This window comes from Oceanicella sp. SM1341 (assembly GCF_003448965.1).
Classification (GTDB): Bacteria; Pseudomonadota; Alphaproteobacteria; order Rhodobacterales; family Rhodobacteraceae; genus Paroceanicella.
Genome location: NZ_QRGC01000041.1, coordinates 17,665 through 35,975, shown reverse-complemented (window position 1 = coordinate 35,975; position 18,311 = coordinate 17,665). Strand labels below are relative to the sequence as shown.

The following is an 18,311-nucleotide window of genomic DNA, read 5'->3' as shown; positions in this document are numbered from 1 at the left end:
ACCGCTCACCCCGGCTCGCGGGGCGCGGAGGGCGCAGGCGTCTCCGCCGCCGGGGGGAGCGCGGGCGAGGGCAGCGGCGCCACGGCCACCGGGGCCGGGGCCGGCGTCGGGGCCGTGCCGGTGGGGCGCGGCGGCGCGGATGTGTCGACCGCGGCTTCCACCGACATGCCCGGGCGCAGGCGCTCGGCCATGGGCTGGCCGGGCGCGATGCGCAGCCGCACCCCGATGCGCTGCGGGGTCTTCACGAAATTGCCGGTGGCATTGTCGGGCTTGAGCACGGCGAATTCCGCGCCCGCGGCCGGCGAGATCCGCTCCACCGTCGCCTCGAGGCGCGCGCCGTGCAGGGCGTCGACGGTGAAATGCGCCGGCTGGCCGGGGGCGATGTCGGCGATCTGGGCTTCCTTGAAGTTCACGATCACCCAGCGGTCGGCCGGCACGAGCTGCATCAGCTGGGTCCCGTCGGTGACATACTGGCCGGCGCGCACGCCGATCTCGCCCAGCCGGCCGCTCTCCGGGGCGCGGATCCGGGTATGGCGGAGGTCGATGCGTGCAAGGCGCAGCGCGGCGCGGGCGGCCTCCACCGTCGCCTGCAGCGCCTTGCGGGTCACGTCCACGGTGTCGAGATCCTGCCGGGCGACCTCGGCCTGCGCGGCGGCCTGGCTCAGCCCGGCCTGTGCGGCGGCGAGGGCGGCGCGGTTCGCGTCGCGCGCCTGGCGGCTGGCAAAGCCCTCGGTGGTGAGGGCGCCGACACGCTCCATGTCGGCCCGGGCACGGTCGAGCTGGGCGCGGGCGTTGGTCACCCCCGCCTCGGCGCCGGAGAGCGTGGCGCGGGCCGCGGCGCGGGCGCGCGTGCTGGCCTCGAGCCGGGCCAGGGCCTCGTCGAGCCCGGCCTGCGCCTGGTCGACCCGGGCGACGTAGACCCGCCGGTCGATCTGCACCAGAAGCTGGCCGGCCCGCACCTCGTCGTAATCCTGCACGGCCACCGTCTCGGCATAGCCGCTCACCTGCGGGGCGATCACCGTGGTGCGGCCGCGCACATAGGCGTCGGAGCTGCGCTCGAGCGCGCCGTCGAAGGGGGGCAGCCCCCAGGCGCGCAGCACCAGCGCCACCCCCGCCACCAGCAGGAGCAGCACGAGGGCGCGCCGCAGCGGATGAAGGCGCGGCGGCTGCCAGGGCGGGCCGGAGACCGGCGGCGGCCGGCTCGCGTCGGGCGAACGGTCGATCTCGCTGCCCGGCGTCGCGGGCGTGGGTGCATCGCTCATGTCGCGCGCCCCGCGGCCCGCCCACGGCGCAGCAGGCCGAGCAGGATGAACCAGCCGGTGAAGGCCGCGGCGCCGAGCGCCACCCACATCACCAGCCGGAAGGCATCGTTGAAGGCCAGGATGGCCGCCTCGCGCTGCAGCGCCTGGCCCAGCAGCCCGGCCCCGGCGGCCGCGGCCAGCGCGGGGTCGGTGACATGGGCGGCGAGCGCGGCCGCGCCCTGCTGCAGGCGGGCGACCACCTCCGGGTCGCCCGCGGTCATCCGCTCGGCCAGCACGCCCGCATGCAGCCGGGTGAAGACCGTGTGCACGCTGCTCAGCAGCGAGGAGCCCGCGAGCCCGCCCACGTTCTGGCTGATGCTGAACAGCTCGATGAAGCTCACCAGGAACTGCGGCCCCTGCGCCATGGTCCGCCCGATGCCGTGCAGCAGCGCCGGGCCGAGGAACAGGCTGGTGCCGAAGGCGATCGCCGCCTGGCTGAGCCAGAGCTGCGGCGCCCGGGTCTGGTTGGTGGCGTGGCTGTCGAGCCAGGCGCCGAAGGCGATCACCAGCGCCGCCACCATGATGCGGTGCATGTGCCCGTCTGGCCGCAGGGTGAGCACGGCGGTGCCGGTGCCCGCCAGCATGGCGAGCAGCACGCAGAGGAACAGCCCGTGCATCTCGTCCGACGTGAGCCCGCCCGAGGCCAGCAGCCCCACCGCGCCGTAGCTCTGCTCGGCCAGCGCCAGCCGCACGAGCAGCGCGATGGCGGCAAAGCGCAGGATCTCGGAGCTGCCGATCCAGGCCACCTGCAGCAGCGGCCGGGCCCGGCGGCGCTCCAGCAGCAGCGCCGCGGCGAAGAACACCGGTGCGAGCGCCAGCGCCACCCCGATCCAGGGCGCATCCGTCCACCACAGGTAGGGGCCCTCGGCCAGCGCCCCGCACAGCAGCAGCATGCCCGGCACGGCGAGGCCCGCGGTGAGAAAGTCGCGCCACTCGAAGGCGGGCTCGCGCAGGTTGGGCGGCAGCGGCACCAGGCGCAGCAGCGCCAGCGCGCAGAGCGCCATGCCGCATTCGAGCAGGTGCAGCCCGGCCCAGCCCCGGGCGGCCAGCGGCTCGATCGGCGCCATGCGGGCCAGGGGCAGCGCGAGCTGCGGCAGGCTGAAGCCGATGACCACCGCCTGCAGGCGGAAGCGCCCCGGCAGCGACTGGATGCCGTTGTAGAGCGACAGCGTGGTCATTCCCGCCGCCGCCACCCCGGCCACGCCGCGCGCCACCAGCAGCGTGCCGAAGCCCGGCAGCACCAGCGCCGGGAGCTGCGAGGCGCAGAGCACCAGCAACAGCACCCGGGTGACCGGCGGAATGCCGAACTGCACCCGCGCCTTGACCAGCAGCAGGTTCGCCGTGGCGTTGAACGCCACGTAGACCGCGAGCAGCCAGCGCGATTCGGCCACGTCGAGCCCGGCATCGCCGGCGATGACCGGAAGATTGGCGGTGAGGAAGGCATTGGCGAAGGCGCAGGTCATCGCGCAGACCAGCGCCACCCCCAGATAGGCGGCCCGGCGCCGCGCGAGCTGGCGCGGCGTGTGCGGCGCGCCGGGAAAGATCGGGCGATCCTCGGGCGCGAAGTGATAGTCCGGGACGGGCAGGGCCATGGCGGTGAGCTCCGGCGCCGCGGGATGCGGCAGGCCGAAACTGGCGCCGGGGGGCCGTGAAGTCGATCATCTCTTGGTATGCAGCCCCGGGGGCCCGCCCGGCCCGGCGCAAGCTCGGGCACCGCTTACGGAAACCCTATTTATCTCAGGGAGTTGCGTTGCTCCCCCCTGCCGGGGGCTCGCGGCGGCGAGGGGGTGCGGGCGCCGCCGCCGCGCCGCCGCGCACGCCCTTGGTATGGGGCGTGGCGCCGCCCCGCGCCTCCGCCCCGTGCCTCCGTTCAGCGCCCGAAGCCGGCCGCGGACGGCAGCCAGGTGGCAAGCTCGGGCATTGCCATCAGCGCGCAGATCCCCGCCACCATCAGCAGCACGAACGGGCTCGCCCCGCGCACGATGGCGCTGAGCGGCGCATCGGTGATGCCCTTGATCACGAAGAGGTTCATGCCCACCGGGGGAGTGATCATCGCCAGTTCGAGGTTGATCATCAGCAGCACGCCGTACCAGATCGGGTCGATGCCGAGCGCGGTGAGCGAGGGCATCAGGATCGGCGTGGTGATGAGGATGATGGCGATGGATTCGAGGAACATCCCCAGCACGAAGATCAGCCCCATCACCACCAGGATGAAGCCCAGCGGCCCGAGACCGAGCCCGGTCACCGCCTCCGTCACCCCCACCGGCAGGCGGATGAGCGTGATCGCATGGCCGAACATCGCAGCCCCCGCGATGATCATGAACACCATCATCGAGGTGCGCATCGTGGCATGGGCGCAGGCCCAGAGGTCGCGCAGGCCGAAGTTGCGGTAGACCAGCACCGCCACCAGGAGGGCGTAGAGCGAGCCGGCGGCCGCGGCCTCCGAGGCGGTGAAGACGCCGAAATAGATGCCCCCCATCACCACCGGCGGTGCCAGCAGCGCCCAGACCGAGCGGCGGAAGGCGGCGGCGGCGCGCGGCCAGCCGGCCCATTCCGGCTCGTCCACGCCGCGCCGCGCCCGCGCCTGCAGCATGCAGAACACCGAGAACACCAGCGCCAGCAGCAGCCCCGGGATCACCCCGGCGAGGAACAGCGCCCCGATCGAGGCCTCCGAGACGATGGCGTAGAGGATCATCGGCCCCGAGGGCGGGATGAGGATGCCCAGCGTGCCCCCCGCCGCCACCACGCCGAGCGCGTCGCGCTCCGGGTAGCCGAAGCGCTTCATCTGCGGGATGGCCGAGGAGCCGATGGAAAGCGCGGTCGCCACCGAGGAGCCCGAGATCGCCGCGAAGATGGTGCAGGCGAGCACGGTGGCCACGCCGAGCCCGCCCTTCACATGGCCGATCACCGTGTGGGCGAAATCGTAGAGATCGTCGATCACCCGTGCCCGGATCATCACCTGCGCCATGAAGACGAAGAGCGGGATGGTCGAGAGCACCGGCTTGTCGATATGGGTGAAGACCGCATCGCCCAGCCCGTCGATGTCGCCCTCCGCGATGAGCATGATGGCCGCGGCGGTGAGGCCGAGGGCGGCGAAGATCGGGATGCCGGTGAGCAGCAGCACGATGAGCCCGGCGAAGACGAGGAACAGGGTCATGCGCCATGCCCCCCGTTCTGCCCGCCGTCATGCCCGTGCGCGCCCCCGCGCAGCACCTGCCACAGCCGCAGCGCCGCGGCGAGGCCGAGCAGCACCGCGCCCGCGAGAACGGGGAGCTGCGGGATCCAGGTCTCGATCTCGATATAGCCCACCGAGTAGGAGCCGAAGCTGCGCGCGAAGGCGATGGAATGCCAGATCGACACGCCCATCACCACGGCGAAGCCGAGCACGGCGAGGCTGGAGAAGGCGGCCCGGGCCTGCGCCATCCGGCCCCGGAGCCGGCTGGCCGCGAGGTCGATGCCGATATGGTCGCCCCGGCGCAGGGCCTCGGCCGCCCCCAGCATCACGATCGCCACCAGCACGTAGCCGATCAGCTCGTCGCTCCACTGCAGCGGCCGGCCGAGGATGTAGCGCCGGCACACCGCCACCACGATCTGCACGAAGACGCAGAGGATGAGGGCGGCGCTGAGCGCCCCGCAGACACGGATGAGCCCCCCGACCAGGCGGTCGGGGAACAGGGGGGCGGGGGAGCCTCCTGGCGCAGAATCCTGCATCGGACGGTCGCTCACATCTTGCCGAGGAGGTCGAGCAGGGTCTGGCTGTCCTCGTCGGCCTCGCCGAAGGCCTTGTCGAAGGCCGGGCGCATCACCGCCTCGAGGGTCTCGATCTCCTCCGGGGTGGCGATGTGCACGGTGACACCCTTCTCGCGCAGCTGCTCCGGGCCCTCGGCACCGGCCTCGGCGGAGGCCTCGACCGCCCATTGCGCGGCCTCGAGCCCGGCCTGTTCAAGGGCGGCCTTCGAGGTGTCGGACAGGCTGTCGTAGAAGCCGGGGTTGAGGTAGCCGTGCAGGTAGGCCGAGAGCACCGGCACCACGGTGAAGGCGTCCTGCACCTCGTAGTACTTGCGCGAGACGGCCGCCGCGACATCGGTGATCGCGCCGTCGATCACCCCGGTGGCGAGCGCCTGGTAGACCTCCGAGCCCGGCATGGCGGTGGGCGTGGCGCCGAGGGCGGCGAGGGCGGCGTCGAAGGGCGGGGTGAGGCCGCGCATCTTCAGCCCCTCGAAATCGGCCGGGGCCACCAGCGGCTTGCCGTTGGAGGTGAAGACGCTGGTGTTGGTCTGGAACATCCAGACCACGTTCTTCACGCCCTTTTCGAGCAGCTTCTCCTCGAGGAAGGCGGCGGCCTCGGACTCGGGCCACTTGCGCCAGATGTCGAGGTCGCCGAAGGCGAAGGGCGCCACGGTGACGTTCATGATCGGCAGGGTGCGGCCCCACTGGAAGTTCAGCGAGAAGGCGCATTCGATGTCGCCCTTCGCGGTGGCGACGATGTTCTCGCGCGCGCCCACCAGGCTGTCGGCGCCGAAGACCTGCACGTCGAGCTCGCCCTCGGAGAGTTTCTCCACCTCCGCGGCCCAGCGGTCGACCACTTTGGCGATGTGGTGGCCGGGGGGCAGCTGATGGCTGCAGCGCATCACCGTGGCGGCGGAAGCGCCCGACGCCATGCCGGCGAGGAGCGCGAGGCCCAGGGCCCCGTTCAGAAGAAGTTTCATCGGTTTTTCCTCCCGTCTTCGTGGTCCGGCCGGCGTTTGGCGCCGGCTCGGGGTGTTTCCTCGTGCAGTTCGCCGGGCCCGCGGGCCGCGGCGTTACGCGTATCATGCGGACGGCCTTGCGGCCGACACCTCTTGCGCCCGGCCCCGGGGGGCCGGGCAGGGCGCGCTCAGGCGCGCCAGGCGGCGTTTGCCGGCGGGCCCGCGCGGTGCAGGGCGCCGTGGAAGCCCTCGCCCGGCATGGCGGCCTCGGCGATGGCGCGCGCGGCGCGCAGGCCCTCGAGGTCGATGCCGGTGGCATGGCCCAGGCTCTCGGCCAGGAACACGATGTCCTCGAACACCACGTTGCCGGTGGCGCCGGGGGCGAAGGGGCAGCCGCCGAGCCCGCCCAGCGAGGCGTCGACCACCCGGGCCCCGTTCTCCAGCGCCGCGGCGGCGTTTGCCACGCCCATGCCGCGGGTGTCGTGCAGGTGGATGATGAACGGCCGCGGCCCGCAGAGCGCGGAGAGCCGCGCACAGAGCGCCCCCACCGCCGCGGGCCCGGCATAGCCCACCGTGTCGGCCACGCCGACGATATCGGCCCCCGCGGCGAGGCAGGCCTCGGCGAGGGCGAGCACGTCGTCCTGCGCCACGTCGCCGGAGAGCGAGCAGCCGAAGGCCATGGCGATGCCGGCGTTCACCAGCTTGCCCGGCGCGCGGGCCTCGCGCTCGGCCGCGGCGCGGGCCACCAGCGCCACCGCCGCGGCGCGCGAGCGGCGCATGTTCGCCTCGCTGTGCGCCTCGGTGGCGGAGACCACGCAGACCAGCTCGCCCACGTCCGTGGCAAGCGCGCTCTCGATACCGCGCTCGTTGAGCGTGAGGGCGGCGGAATGGGCGCCCGCGGCGGCACAGGCGGGGATCAGCTCGTCGAGGTCGGCGAACTGGGGGAAGTGGGCGGCGGGCAGGAAGGAGCCGAGCTCGAAATGCCGCACGCCCGCGGCCACCTCCGCCGCGAGCCAGGCGCGTTTCGCCTCCGTCGAGGGCAGGGCCTTCGCGAGCTGCAGCCCGTCGCGCAGCCCCACCTCGCGCAGGGTCACCCGCCCCTCGGGGTAGATGCGCGTGAGCCGGTTCATGCCGGCACGCCCCGCGCCGCGCCTATGGCGCCGGGCGAGAGGCCGAGCCCGGCGAGCACCTCCTCGGTGTCCGCGCCTATCGCGGCGATGTCGACCGCGCCGCAGGCCACGCCCGCGCCGTCGACCTCGAAGGGAAAGCCCGGCGCGCGGTAGCTGCCGCCCTCGGGCAGGCGCGAGGTGAGGAGGCCGCCGGGGCGGGTGACATGCGGGTCGTCGTACATCTCCGCCGGGCGGTGGATGGGCGAGAACGGGATGCCGGTTTCCTCGAAGGCGGCGACCAGCCCGTCGAAGCGGCGGCGGCGCACCGCCTCGGCCACCACGGGGATGGTGCGCGCGCGCGCCTCGATCTGGGCCATGCGGGTCTGCAGCCCGGGGTCTTCGAGCAGGGTGTCGAGGCCGAGCAGGGTGCACAGCGTCACCCATTGCCCCTCGGTGACCGCGCCGATGAAGATCTGCCGGCCCTCGGCGGTCTCGAAGATGTCGTAGACCGGCCAGGAGAACTCGCGCTCGGGCATGGGCGGGGCCTCGCGCCCCTCGATGTCGAACTGCACCATGTGCTGGGAGACGAGGAACAGGCAGTTCTCGAACAGCCCGGTGCGCAGGGCGTGGCCCGCGCCGTCCTGCCCGCGCTGCAGCAGGGCGGCGAGCACCGCGAAGGCGCCGAAGAGCCCGCCCATGATGTCGGTGGCCGAGGAGCCGATGCGCAGCGGCCGGCCGGTGGGGCCGGTCATGTAGGCCATGCCGGTCATCATCTGCACCACTTCGTCCATCGCGGTGCGGTTCTCGTAGGGGCCCTTGAGGAAGCCCTTGAGCGAGGAGACGATGAGCGCGGGGTAGCGGGCGCGCAGGCTCTCGGGGTCGAGGCCCATCTTCGCCAGCGACTGGTCGCGGAAATTCTCGATGAACACATCCGCCGTGCCCAGCAGCCGGTGCAGCGCGTCGCGCCCGGCGTCGGACTTCAGGTCCAGCGTGATGCTCTTCTTGCCGCGGTTGAACGTGGGGTAGAAGCCGCGCCCCATGCCGGTGAGCGCGCGGGTCTTGTCGCCCTCCGGCGGCTCCACCTTGATCACCTCCGCACCGAGGAAGGCGAGGAACATCCCGCTCGACGGCCCCATGATCATGTGGGTCATCTCGACCACCCGCAGCCCGGCGAGCGGCCTGAAGTCCTGTGTCATTCTCGTTTCCTCCCGCGGCGACCATAGCCAGAGAGGCGACAGCGGAATATCATAATCTTCCGAAGCAACCCTTCTGGAAACCAGAATGCTAGACTCGCGCCAGCTCCGCTATTTCGCCGCCATCCACGAGCAGGGCTCGCTGGCCCGCGCCGCCATCACCCAGCGGGTTGCGGCCTCGGCCCTCAGCCACCATCTCGCCCGGCTGGAGGCGGAGCTGGGCTGCGCGCTGTTCCGGCGCAAGCCGCGCGGCATGGAGCCCACGGCGGCGGGCCGGCGGCTCTACGAGCACGCGCGCTCCATCCTCAAGGCGATGGAGGCGGCCGAGGCCGACCTGCGCCAGAGCGGCGAGCGGGTGAGCGGCCCGGTTTCTGTGGGCATGTCCTATTCCGGGGTGAAGGCGATCGGGGTGGAGCTGGTGAGCCGGGTGCTGCGCGACTACCCGCAGGTGCAGCTCGCCCTCACCGAGAGCCTCTCGGGTGCCGCCCTGCCGCACCTGCTCACCTCCGACGTGGACATGGCGCTGATCTACAACCCCCCGGCCGACCCCGCGCTGCGCCTCGAGCCGGTGCTGGAGGAGCGCATGGTCTGCGTCGGCCGGCCGGAGCTGATCGGGGCGGGGGACGGGCCGCTCACCTTCACCGAGCTGCTGGAACTGCCGATCATCCTGCTGCGCCAGGGCGTCTCGGCCCGCGCGCTGCTCGACGACGTGACCCTGCTGAAGAAGATCGAGGCCCGCGCCCGGCTGCAGATGAACTCGGTGCAGGCCATCGTCGGCTCGCTGGAGGCGGGCTTGGGCTGTCTCATCGGCACGCGGCTGTTCATGAAGGACCAGCTCGAGGCCGGCACGGTACATGCCCGGCCCATCGAGGCGCCCACCCTCTCGCGCACGCTCTACCTGTGCCACCTCGCCGCCCGGCCGCCCACCTTCGCCTCCGACGCCATCCGCGCCCTCGTGCTCTCCCTCGTGCGCCGCGAGGTGGAGGAGGGCCGCTGGGACGCCCAGCTGCTGCTCGACTGAGCCGCCCGCGCCGGGGCGCCTCACTCCTTGATGGCGCGCAGGATCACGTTGGTCTGCGCGCTCGCCACCGCCGGGATGCGGAACAGGAAGCGCTCGAGGAACGCGTTGTAGGCGTCGAGATCGGCGCAGACCACGTGCAGGTGGTAGTCCGCCTGGCCGGTGGTGGCGTAGCAGGCGCGGATCTCCTCGCGGTCGCGGATGGCGCGGATGAAGGCGGTGAGCTGCTCGGGGTCGTGCCGGGTGAGATGCACATGCACCATGGCGCGGAAGGTGAGGCCGCATTTCGTGTCATCGAGCCGCACGGTGTAGCCGCGGATCAGCCCCGCCTCCTCCAGCGCCCGCACCCGCCGCCAGCAGGAGGAGGCGGAGAGGCCGGCGCGCTCGGCCAGGTCGGCGTTGGAGATTCGGCTGTCCTCGCTCAGCGCCTTCAGGATGAGCCTGTCGGCCTGGGCCAGCTCTGGCATGATTTTCCGCCCCCATGCTGTTTTGCGGCAGCTTCCTCCAGATCACCGCCGCAGCGCAAGCAGTCTGACCGGAATTTTCAGCCGCCCCGTGGGATACTGCGAAAAACGCGGGAGGAAACGCATGACCCTTCAGGGCAGCAGCTTCGATACCTACCAGCTCGAGGACCGCTACGCGCGCAGCGCCGGCCGGGTCTGGCTCACCGGAACCCAGGCGCTGGTGCGCATCCTGCTCGACCAGGCCCGGCGCGACCGCGAGGCGGGGCTGAACACCGCCGGTTTCGTCTCCGGCTACCGCGGCTCGCCGCTGGGCGGGCTCGACCAGGAGCTCTGGCGGCAGAAAGCCCTGCTGGAGGAGGCGCGGGTCGACTTCCTGCCGGCGGTGAACGAGGACCTCGGCGCCACCGCCGTGCTCGGCGCCCAGCAGGCGGCCCTCGACCCCTCCTGCACCGCCGAGGGCATCTTCGCCATGTGGTACGGCAAGGGCCCCGGCGTCGACCGCTCGGGCGACGCGCTGCGCCACGGCAACGCCTACGGCTCCTCGCCGAAGGGCGGCGTGCTGGTGGTGGCGGGAGACGACCACGGCTGCGTCTCCTCCTCCATGCCCCACCAGTCCGACGTCGCGTTCATGAGCTGGTTCATGCCGGTGCTGAACCCGGCCTCGGTGGCCGAATACCTCTCCTTCGGCGCCTATGGCTACGCGCTCTCGCGCTTCAGCGGCACCTGGGTGGGGTTCAAGGCGATCTCGGAGACGGTGGAATCCGGCCAGTCGGTGGAGCTGCCGCCCGAGCGCGCCTTCACCATCCCCGATTTCACCCCGCCCCCCGGCGGCCTGCACGTGCGCCATTCCGACCTGCCGAGCCCGGAGATCGAGACGCGCATCGGCGCCAAGCTCGCCGCGGTGGAGGCCTTCGTGGAGGCAAACCCGCTCGACCGGCGGATCTACGACATCGAGGACGCCCGCTTCGGCATCGTGACCACCGGCAAGGGCCATCTCGACCTGATGGAGGCCCTGCGCCTGCTCGGGCTCGACGAGGCCGCCTGCCGGCGTCTCGGCATCGACATCTACAAGGTCGGCATGGTCTGGCCGCTGGCGAGGCGCGACGCGCTCGCCTTCGTGAAGGGCAAGGAGGAGGTGCTGGTCGTCGAGGAGAAGCGCGGCATCATCGAGAGCCAGTTCAAGGAATATTTCTACGACTGGCCCGGCGCGAAGCCGAAGAAGATGGTGGGCAAGCACCGCGCCGCCGGCGAGCCGCTCATCCCCTGGACCGGCGAGCTGAGCCCGCTAGCGCTCGTGCCCGTCGTCGCCGCCCGGCTGGAAGCCTTCTTCCCCGGCGAGGGGCTCACCGCCCGCGCCCGCGCCCTCACCGAAACACCCGCGCCCCTGCTCTCGCTGCCCGGCGCCACGCGCACGCCGTATTTCTGCTCCGGCTGCCCGCACAACACCTCCACGAAACTGCCCGAGGGCAGTGTCGCCGCCTCCGGCATCGGCTGCCACGTGATGGCGGGCTGGATGGGGCGCAACACGCTGGGCTACGCGCAGATGGGCGGCGAAGGCGTGCCCTGGGCCGCCGCCTCGCGCTTCCTCGGCCGCCGCCACATGTTCCAGAACCTCGGGGAGGGGACGTGGTATCACTCCGGCTCCCTCGCCATCCGCCAGGCCGTGGCGGCGGGGGCGAACATCACCTACAAGATCCTCTACAACGACGCCGTGGCGATGACCGGCGGCCAGCCGGTGGACGGGCCGGTGAGCCCCTCCGCCATCGCCCGCAGCGCCCGGGCCGAGGGCGTGGCGCGCATCGCGGTGGTCTCCGACGACATCGCCGCCCTGCCGCGCGCCGAGTTCCCCCCCGGCACCAGCTTCCATGACCGCGCCGATCTCGACCCCGTGCAGCGCGAGTTGCGCGAGGTGGAGGGCGTCTCGCTGCTGCTCTACGCCCAGACCTGCGCCACCGAGAAGCGCCGCCGCCGCAAGCGCGGCACCCTGGCCGACCCCGCGCGCTTCGCATACATCAACCCGGAGGTCTGCGAGGGCTGCGGCGACTGCTCGGTCGCCTCCAACTGCCTCAGCGTCGAGCCGCGCGAGACCGCACTGGGCGCCAGGCGCCGCATCAACCTCTCGTCCTGCAACAAGGATTTCTCCTGCCTCGAGGGTTTCTGCCCCAGCTTCGTCACCGTGGAGGGCGGGCGCCGCCGCCGCCCCGCGCCGATGGGGCTCGACCTCGACACCCTGCGCACCGGCCTGCCCGCGCCGGCGCGCCCCGACCTCTCCCGCCCCTTCGAGCTGCTGGTGGCCGGGGTAGGGGGCACCGGCGTGGTCACCGTCGGCGCCCTCGTCACCATGGCCGCCCATCTCGAGGGCAAGGGGGCGAGCGTGCTCGATTTCACCGGCTTCGCGCAGAAGTTCGGCACCGTTCTGGGCTACGTGCGCATCGCCGCCCGGCCCGACGAGCTGCACCAGGTGCGCATCGAGGCCCGCGCCGCCGACGCGGTGATCGGCTGCGACGCGGTGGTGCTCTCCTCGCCGAAAGCCTCGCAGCACCTGCGCCCCGGCACCGGCGTGGTGCTCAACCGCGCCGAGATGCCCACCGGCGACATCGTGCTGCACCGCGACGCCTCGCTGCGCCTGCCCGAGCGCGAGGCGCTGATCGCCGCCACCGTGGGCGCCGAGCACGTCCTCGCCTTCGACGCCAACGCCGCCGCCGAGCGGCTGGTGGGCGACGCGGTCTTCGCCAACATCCTGCTGCTCGGCGCCGCCTTCCAGCAGGGCCTCGTGCCGGTGAGCGAGGCGGCGCTGAAACAGGCCATCCTGCTCAACGCCGTCGCGGTGGAGAAGAACGCCACCGCCTTCGACCTCGGCCGCGTGCTCGCCGCCACGCCCGAGGCCCTCGCCGAGGCGCTGGCCGAGGCCCCGCCGCCTGCCACCACCCTCGATGCGCTTCTGGCCGACCGTACCGCCCGGCTCACCGCCTACCAGAACGCCGCCTTCGCCGCCCGCTACACCGCCCGCATCGCCCGGCTGCGCGCCGCCCTGCCGGATGCGGACGACGCGCTCATCGCCGCCGCCGCCCGCCAGCTCTACCGCCTCATGGCGGTGAAGGACGAATACGAGGTCGCCCGCCTGCACACCGACGGCACCTTCGAGGCCGAACTCGCCGAGGTGTTCGAGGGCGACTACAAGGTGCATTACCACCTCGCCCCGCCGCTGCTGCCGCTGGGGCGCGACGCGGCCGGCCGCCCGCGCAAGCGCCGCTTCGGGCCCTGGCTGCGCCCCGCCCTCGGCCTGCTCGCCCGCCTCAAGCCCCTGCGCGGCACCCCGTTCGACCCCTTCGCCCTGAGCGCCGACCGCCGGCTCGACCGCGACCTCCTCGCCTGGTACGAGCGCCTGCTCACCCAAGTCGAGCAGAGCTTCGACCCCGCCGACCCCGAGCCCTCCCGCGCCCTGCTCGACGCCCCGTCCGAGATCCGCGGCTACGGCCCCGTGCGCCACGAGGCGGCGGAGCGCGTGATGAAAGCCCACCCCGCCACCTGAAACGCGCGGAGGCGCCAGCCGCAGCTCAGGAGGAATCCGCCGCCCCCGGGCGGCGGTCCGCATGCTTCCCCTCGCCACGCTTGACCGCAATACCGACCGGTTGGTATGGTGAGTCGCAACACTGGGAGGCATGCGATGGCCGGGACGGCACTTCGACAGGGCGCGCGCCGGGGCGCGCGGGAGAAACTGCTGGAGGCAGCGCTCGCCCTCATCCGCGCCCAGGGCTTCGCCGCCACCAGCGTCGACGCGCTCTGCGCCGCGGCGGGGGTGACAAAGGGCGCCTTCTTCCACCATTTCCGCTCCAAGGAAGACCTCGGCGTCGCCGCCGCCGCGCATTGGTCGGAGGTCACCGGCGCGCTGTTCGAGGCCGCCGCCTACCATGACGCGCCGGGCCCCGCGGCCCGGGTGCTCGCCTATGTCGGCTTCCGGCGCGCGCTGATCTCCGGCGGGCTGGCCGAGTTCACCTGCCTCGTCGGCACCATGGCGCAGGAGGCGTTCGACTCGAGCCCCGCCATCCGCGCCGCCTGCTGGGCCAGCATCTCCGGCCATGCCGCCACGCTCGTCCCCGACATCGAGGCCGCCCTCGCCGCCCGGGGCAGGGACGGCGAGAGCGCCGAGAGCCTCGCGCTCCACACCCAGGCGGTGCTGCAGGGCGCCTTCATCCTCGCCAAGGCCAGCGGCGAGCCGGCCCGCGCGGTGGAAAGCATCGACCACCTCTCGCGCTATCTCTGCCTCCTCCTTACCGACGAGAGCCCGGACAAGATACTGAAAACCCAGGGAGAAACGCCATGACCGCCCCGGCCCACGAGCTCGTGCTCGACCGCCTCCTCGCCGCCCCGCGCGCCGCCGTCTGGCGCTGCTGGACCGAACCCGACCTGCTCAAGCAGTGGTACTGCCCCGCGCCCTGGACGATCGCCTCGGCCCAGGTCGACCTGCGCCCCGGCGGCGCCAGCCACATCGTGATGCGCAGCCCGGAGGGCGAGGAGTTCCCCAACCGCGGCGTCTACCTCGAGGTGGAGGAGGGCTCCCGCCTCGTGTTCACCGACGCCTATACCGAGGCCTGGGTGCCCTCGGCCAAGCCCTTCTTCACCGGCATCATCACCCTTGCCGACGAGGGCGCCGGCACCCGCTACATCGCCCGCGGCCGGCACTGGAGCGCGGAGGATTGCGAGACCCACGACAAGATGGGTTTCCACGAGGGCTGGGGCAAAAGCGCCGACCAGCTCGAGGCCCTGGCCGCCACGCTCTGAGACGGCCCCCGGGGCAGGCGGCGGCAAGATCGCCCCCCGGGGTCCACACCACAGGCACGGACCCGCGCGCCATCCGGCCGCGGCACCCCCAAGGGAGGACGAACATGACGCCGATATCCGTTGCAACCCCACCCGATGCCGCCGCACCGGGCCGCCCGCCACGCAGCGCCCCGCCACCGGCGACCGCGACGGGCCCGGCCCCCGCCGCCCCCACCGTCTCCGTCGCCACCTGCCTTTGGTTCGACGGCACCGGCGAGGAGGCGGCCGCGCTCTACACCGCGCTCATCCCCGGCTCGCGCATCACCGGGCGGGTGCCGCCCGCGCCCGACGCCCCGGCGCTGCTGGTGAGCTTCACCCTCGCCGGCACGCCCTACCAGGCGCTGAACGGCGGGCCGATGTTCCGCCACGGCGAGGCGGCCTCGATCGCCGTCACCACGCCGGACCAGGCCGAGACCGACCGGCTCTGGGACGCGCTCACCGCCGATGGCGGCAGCCTGGGGCGCTGCGGCTGGCTGCGCGACCGCTTCGGCCTCTCCTGGCAGATCGTGCCCGAGGCGCTGCCGCGCCTGCTCGCGGCACCGGGGCCGGGGGCCTCGGCCCGGGTGAGGGAGGCGATGATGGCCATGGGCCGGATCGACATCGCCGCCCTCGAGGCCGCGGCGGCGGCGGAGGGCGTGGCATGAGCTATGTCGACGGTTTCGTCCTCGCCGTGCCGCTGGCCCGCCGCGAGGCGTTCATCGCCCATGCAAGCTTCGCCGCCACGATCTTCCGCGAGCATGGCGCGCTCTCGGTGATGGAGTGCTGGGCCGACGACGTGCCCGAGGGCAAGCTCACCTCCTTCCCCATGGCGGTGAAGCTGGAGCCGGGCGAGGCGGTGGTGTTCAGCTGGATCACCTGGCCCTCGCGCGCCGCGCGCGACGCCGGCATGAAGGCGGTGATGGAGGACCCCCGCATGGACGCCGACATGGCCGCGATGCCCTTCGACGGCAAGCGGATGATCTTCGGCGGCTTCATCCCGGTGGTGGAGGCCTGAGCCCGCCGGTCCCGGGGCGGCCCCCGCCCCGGCAAGCCCCGGAGGCTCAGTGCACCGCCCAGGCCAGCACCGGGGCGAGGGCGACGTTCAGCAGCCCCACCAGCACCATGACGAGCCCGGCCACCGAGCCCTCGGTGGCTCCCAGCTGGTGCGCCCGCGCCGTGCCCGCGCCATGCGCCCCCACCCCGAGGAAGGCACCCCGCGCCAGCGCCGAGCGCAGCGGCAGCCAGGCGATCACGAGATCGCCGAGCGCCGCCCCCAGCACCCCGGTCATCACCACGAAGACCGCCGTGAGGTCGGGCACCCCGCCGATATCCGCCGAGACCTCCATCGCGAAGGGCGTGCTGATCGAGCGCGGAAGCAGGCTCAGCCGCAGCGTGTCGTCGAGCCCGAGCAGGCTCGCCATGCCCCAGCTCACCCCGATCGCCGTGGCGCTGCCCGCCACCATGCCGAGGGCCAGCACCGGCCAGTGGCTGCGGATCAGCGCGCGCTGCTCCCAGATCGGCACGGCGAAGGCCACGGTGGCGGGGCCGAGCATCATGATCATCCAGCCGGTGCCGCCGATATAGTCGCGGTAGGTCTCGTGCAGGGCCAGCACCACCAGCATCACCAGCGCCGGGGTGACCGCGAGCGGCATCAGCCACCAGCGCGGCCAGCGCCGGTACACCTGCCGCGAGACGAGGTAGAAGCCGATGGTGACCGCCGACCAGCCGGCCACCGCGGCCCAGGGATCAAGCGAGGACAGCAGCCCGCTCATGGCGCATCCTCCAGCGATAGCCGAGCTCGACGGTGAGCGCGGTCACCGCCATCACCGAGAGCGTGCCGACCAGGATCACCGCCAGCACCTTCAGCCCCAGCAGGCCGAGGAACTCGCGATGCTCCAGCACCGCCAGCACCGCCGGCACGAAGAACAGCAGCATCTCCGCCAGCAGCCAGTTCGCCCCGCGCCGCACGCTCGACACGCACAGCCGGCGGCGCGCCAGCAGCACCAGCACCGCGGCCAGCGCCACGATGCTGCCGGGCAGCGGCAGGCCGGTGAGCCGCACCAGCGCCTCGCCGGCGGCCCAGAAGGCGATGAGGATACCCACCTGCAGCAGCCGGCTGCGATGCGCGGCCCGGCGCAGGCGGATCGAGACGGATCTTGTGGACATAAGGCAGCTCCGAGAATGGGTCTCCGGCTCCTCCCCCTTGGCTCCACACATGGCACCGCGGCATGCATTCTTCAAATGACTTGTCTGACTGGATTTCATTCCATATGAGAATACTCATGGAATTCCGCACCCTCAGGGCCTTCGTGGAGGTGGTGCGCGCCGGCGGCTTCAGCCGGGCCGCGGCGCGCCTCAACGCCACGCAATCCACCGTCAGCAAGGCGGTGCGCCAGCTCGAGGACGAGCTCGGCCTGCCGCTGCTCGACCGGATCGGCCATCGCAGCAGCCTCACCGCGGCGGGGGAGGTGGTCTACCAGCGCGGCCTCACCCTGCTGGCGGACCGCGACACGCTGCTCACCGAGCTGCGCGAGCTCGCCGGCCTCAGCCGCGGCGCGCTGCGCCTGGGCCTGCCACCCATCGGCTCCAGCCTGCTGTTCGCGCCGGTGTTCACCACCTACCGCCAGCGCTACCCCGGCGTGGAGATCCGCCTCGTCGAGCACGGCTCCGACCGGCTGGAGGACCTGCTGCGCGCCGGCGAGATCGACCTCGCGGCCTCGCTGCTGCCGGTGTCCGAGGAGTTCGACTGGCAGCCGGTGCGCCGCGAGCCGCTGGAGGCGCTGGTCTCGCCGGGCTCGCCCTTCGCCGGCCGCGCGCGGGTGACGCTGTCGGAGCTGCGCGCGATGCCCTTCATCCTGTTCGAGAGCGGCTTCGCCCTCAACCGCATCATCCTCGACGCCTGCCGCCGCGAGGGGTTCGAGCCCGAGGTGGCGGCGCGCAGCAGCCAGATCGACTTCATCGCCGAGCTCGCCGCCGCCGGGCTGGGTGTGGCCTTCCTGCCGCGGATGATCGCCGGCCAGCGCGGCCACCTGCCGGTGGCGCGCATCCCGCTCGACCAGCCGGGCACCGACTGGGACATGGCCATGCTCTGGCGCCGGGGCGCCTACATCCCCCATGCCGCCCGGGCCTGGCTCGACATCGCCCGCGAAACCCGGCCCCCCTCCTGAGCGGCGCCCGAGGCCCCGGCGGGGGCGGCCCCTCCCTCGGGTCTCCGGCCCTGCGCCGCCGCTTGCCGAGCGCCCGCGCGCGCGGGGCGGGCTCAGAGGTCGTGGTGCAGGCGCAGCAGGTCGGTGGTCACGCCGAGGCGAGTGGTCCAGCCGGCGGGGATGATCTCGTCGCGCCCGAAGCCGCAGCGCCGGTAGAGCCGGATCGCCACCGCGTTCTCAGGCACCACGTGCAGCCAGAGGCAGCCGCCGGGCTTCTCCGCCGCCATCAGCGCGACAAGGGCGGGCAGGGCGCGCCCGCCCACGCCCGCGCCGCGGCGCAGGGTGGCGAATTCCTCCAGCTTCGGCCGCGGCCCGTTGCAGCCCGAGAGATAGGCGAAGGCCATCGGCTCCGCCCCCTCGGCCCAGACGAACAGCCGCCGGTCGGTGCCGGTGAGCGCCTCCTCCAGCCGGTCGCGCGGCACCGCCTCGAGCACGGCGAAGAACTGCGGGTCGGTCAGCACCGCCTCCACCGCGTCGATCTCGCCGGGCAGGGCGCGGCGCCAGTGAGCTTCGGTCATCGCATCCTCCGGTG

18 protein-coding genes are annotated in these 18,311 nt (G+C 72.9%); 7 read left to right on the top strand and 11 right to left on the bottom strand.

Translation table 11 applies throughout. From position 1 onward, the window contains the following. Positions 1 to 5: 5 nt before the first annotated feature. The 7 genes from D3P35_RS23890 to D3P35_RS23860 all read right to left on the bottom strand — a co-directional run bounded on the left by D3P35_RS23890 (position 6) and on the right by D3P35_RS23860 (position 8,294). Positions 6 to 1,262, bottom strand: coding sequence for an HlyD family secretion protein (locus tag D3P35_RS23890; protein WP_118138446.1), 1,257 nt, complete (start codon positions 1,260 to 1,262; stop codon positions 6 to 8). Continuing rightward, positions 1,259 to 2,893 (bottom strand): MFS transporter, encoded by a 1,635-nt coding sequence (locus D3P35_RS23885; RefSeq protein ID WP_118138445.1) that lies wholly within the window; start codon positions 2,891 to 2,893, stop codon positions 1,259 to 1,261. The genes D3P35_RS23890 and D3P35_RS23885 overlap by 4 nt, the downstream gene beginning before the upstream one ends. A gap of 278 nt (positions 2,894 to 3,171) precedes the next feature. Next, the gene (locus D3P35_RS23880; RefSeq protein WP_118138444.1) at positions 3,172 to 4,458 is read right to left on the bottom strand and encodes a TRAP transporter large permease; all 1,287 of its coding nucleotides are present in this window, start codon (positions 4,456 to 4,458) and stop codon (positions 3,172 to 3,174) included. After that, positions 4,455 to 5,012, bottom strand: a complete 558-nt coding sequence (locus D3P35_RS23875) for a TRAP transporter small permease (RefSeq protein WP_118138443.1) — start codon at positions 5,010 to 5,012, stop codon at positions 4,455 to 4,457. The genes D3P35_RS23880 and D3P35_RS23875 overlap by 4 nt, the downstream gene beginning before the upstream one ends. 11 nt (positions 5,013 to 5,023) lie before the next feature. Then, positions 5,024 to 6,010, bottom strand: a complete 987-nt coding sequence (dctP, locus tag D3P35_RS23870) for a TRAP transporter substrate-binding protein DctP (protein ID WP_118138442.1) — start codon at positions 6,008 to 6,010, stop codon at positions 5,024 to 5,026. A gap of 167 nt (positions 6,011 to 6,177) precedes the next feature. Further along, positions 6,178 to 7,119 (bottom strand): hydroxymethylglutaryl-CoA lyase, encoded by a 942-nt coding sequence (locus D3P35_RS23865; RefSeq protein WP_118138441.1) that lies wholly within the window; start codon positions 7,117 to 7,119, stop codon positions 6,178 to 6,180. After that, complete coding sequence (locus D3P35_RS23860) at positions 7,116 to 8,294, bottom strand: CaiB/BaiF CoA-transferase family protein (protein WP_118138440.1); 1,179 nt, start codon at positions 8,292 to 8,294, stop codon at positions 7,116 to 7,118. Before D3P35_RS23860 ends, D3P35_RS23865 begins: the two co-directional genes overlap by 4 nt. An 85-nt stretch (positions 8,295 to 8,379) precedes the next feature. On the opposite strand from D3P35_RS23860, the gene D3P35_RS23855 reads away from it, so the two are divergent. Then, a complete protein-coding gene (locus D3P35_RS23855) occupies positions 8,380 to 9,312 on the top strand; it encodes a LysR family transcriptional regulator (protein WP_118138439.1) in 933 nt (310 codons plus the stop codon). Between the two features lie 20 nt (positions 9,313 to 9,332). On the opposite strand, the gene D3P35_RS23850 is transcribed toward D3P35_RS23855, so the two are convergent. Further along, positions 9,333 to 9,776, bottom strand: coding sequence for an Lrp/AsnC family transcriptional regulator (locus D3P35_RS23850; RefSeq protein ID WP_118138438.1), 444 nt, complete (start codon positions 9,774 to 9,776; stop codon positions 9,333 to 9,335). Between the two features lie 121 nt (positions 9,777 to 9,897). On the opposite strand from D3P35_RS23850, the gene D3P35_RS23845 reads away from it, so the two are divergent. The 5 genes from D3P35_RS23845 to D3P35_RS23825 all read left to right on the top strand — a co-directional run bounded on the left by D3P35_RS23845 (position 9,898) and on the right by D3P35_RS23825 (position 15,588). After that, the gene (locus tag D3P35_RS23845) at positions 9,898 to 13,305 is read left to right on the top strand and encodes an indolepyruvate ferredoxin oxidoreductase family protein (RefSeq protein WP_118138437.1); all 3,408 of its coding nucleotides are present in this window, start codon (positions 9,898 to 9,900) and stop codon (positions 13,303 to 13,305) included. 135 nt (positions 13,306 to 13,440) lie between these two features. Beyond that, positions 13,441 to 14,097: a TetR/AcrR family transcriptional regulator gene (locus tag D3P35_RS23840; RefSeq protein ID WP_118138436.1), complete on the top strand. Its 657-nt coding sequence runs from the start codon at positions 13,441 to 13,443 to the stop codon at positions 14,095 to 14,097. Then, on the top strand, positions 14,094 to 14,555 hold the full coding sequence (locus D3P35_RS23835) for an SRPBCC family protein (RefSeq protein ID WP_118138435.1): 462 nt from the start codon (positions 14,094 to 14,096) through the stop codon (positions 14,553 to 14,555). Before D3P35_RS23840 ends, D3P35_RS23835 begins: the two co-directional genes overlap by 4 nt. A gap of 104 nt (positions 14,556 to 14,659) precedes the next feature. Next, positions 14,660 to 15,238, top strand: coding sequence for a VOC family protein (locus D3P35_RS23830; protein WP_118138434.1), 579 nt, complete (start codon positions 14,660 to 14,662; stop codon positions 15,236 to 15,238). Next, positions 15,235 to 15,588, top strand: a complete 354-nt coding sequence (locus D3P35_RS23825; protein ID WP_118138433.1) for a DUF1428 domain-containing protein — start codon at positions 15,235 to 15,237, stop codon at positions 15,586 to 15,588. The genes D3P35_RS23830 and D3P35_RS23825 overlap by 4 nt, the downstream gene beginning before the upstream one ends. A 46-nt stretch (positions 15,589 to 15,634) precedes the next feature. Here D3P35_RS23825 and D3P35_RS23820 read toward each other — a convergent pair whose 3' ends face one another. Next, positions 15,635 to 16,345, bottom strand: coding sequence for an LrgB family protein (locus D3P35_RS23820; protein ID WP_118138432.1), 711 nt, complete (start codon positions 16,343 to 16,345; stop codon positions 15,635 to 15,637). Next, entirely contained in the window at positions 16,320 to 16,739 is a 420-nt protein-coding gene (locus tag D3P35_RS23815) for a CidA/LrgA family protein (protein WP_118138431.1), read from the bottom strand. The genes D3P35_RS23820 and D3P35_RS23815 overlap by 26 nt, the downstream gene beginning before the upstream one ends. Before the next feature lie 116 nt (positions 16,740 to 16,855). Between D3P35_RS23815 and D3P35_RS23810 the strand changes: the two genes are divergently transcribed. Further along, complete coding sequence (locus D3P35_RS23810; protein ID WP_118138430.1) at positions 16,856 to 17,740, top strand: LysR family transcriptional regulator; 885 nt, start codon at positions 16,856 to 16,858, stop codon at positions 17,738 to 17,740. Between the two features lie 92 nt (positions 17,741 to 17,832). Here the strand turns inward: D3P35_RS23810 and D3P35_RS23805 are convergent, their stop codons facing one another. Continuing rightward, positions 17,833 to 18,297, bottom strand: coding sequence for a GNAT family N-acetyltransferase (locus tag D3P35_RS23805; protein ID WP_157982291.1), 465 nt, complete (start codon positions 18,295 to 18,297; stop codon positions 17,833 to 17,835). Positions 18,298 to 18,311: the final 14 nt, after the last annotated feature.